At 36.8% G+C, this 505-nt stretch carries 1 protein-coding gene; it reads right to left on the bottom strand.

The annotated features are described in order from the left end of the window. Positions 1 to 348: hypothetical protein (locus KIH86_RS26430; protein ID WP_223110753.1), on the bottom strand; the 348-nt coding region annotated here is incomplete at its 3' end. Between the last annotated feature and the right edge of the window lie 157 nt (positions 349 to 505).

Genomic DNA, 505 nt, shown 5'->3' with positions numbered 1-505 from the left:
GTTCGCAATTAAAACTTCAATTCCCGTGAAAGTCTTTAACGTACGTAAATCCAGCTTTTTGCTGCCATCTATAACCAGGCGTTTAATGCTACTGTTATCTCCTGTGAAACGTTCCAGACTGCGGCAACCTAGTACACTGATATCACGTAAGCCTGAATTTGCAATTGTATTTCCAAATTCTTTGAATTTGCAGCGTTTAAATGATACGTTTTCAAATCGGACATCTTTCCATTCCTCAAAATCTGGCTCCGTTGGCGAATGATAAATATCCAAGATTTTAATATCCTTAAATCCAGCAATAGCAGTTAAATCTTCTGTTCGTTCTACAAAGAGATCTATATTATTCACACCTGCATTCGGAAGCAGTGAGAGATCTCTACGCCGATTGCGGTGGGTCTGAATTCTAATAAATTCACCTTTAATAAGAGCTTCTATCCCTTCCAATGATTGAATATGATGCCCATAGACAAACAAAAATTTCAGATTAATAAATGCGCTTATTATA

Source organism: Paenibacillus sinensis (assembly GCF_019904155.1).
Lineage (GTDB): Bacteria > Bacillota > Bacilli > Paenibacillales > Paenibacillaceae > Paenibacillus_AQ > Paenibacillus_AQ sinensis.
The sequence above is the reverse complement of the archived record's forward strand: the minus strand, read 5'-3'. Positions and strand labels throughout refer to the sequence as shown.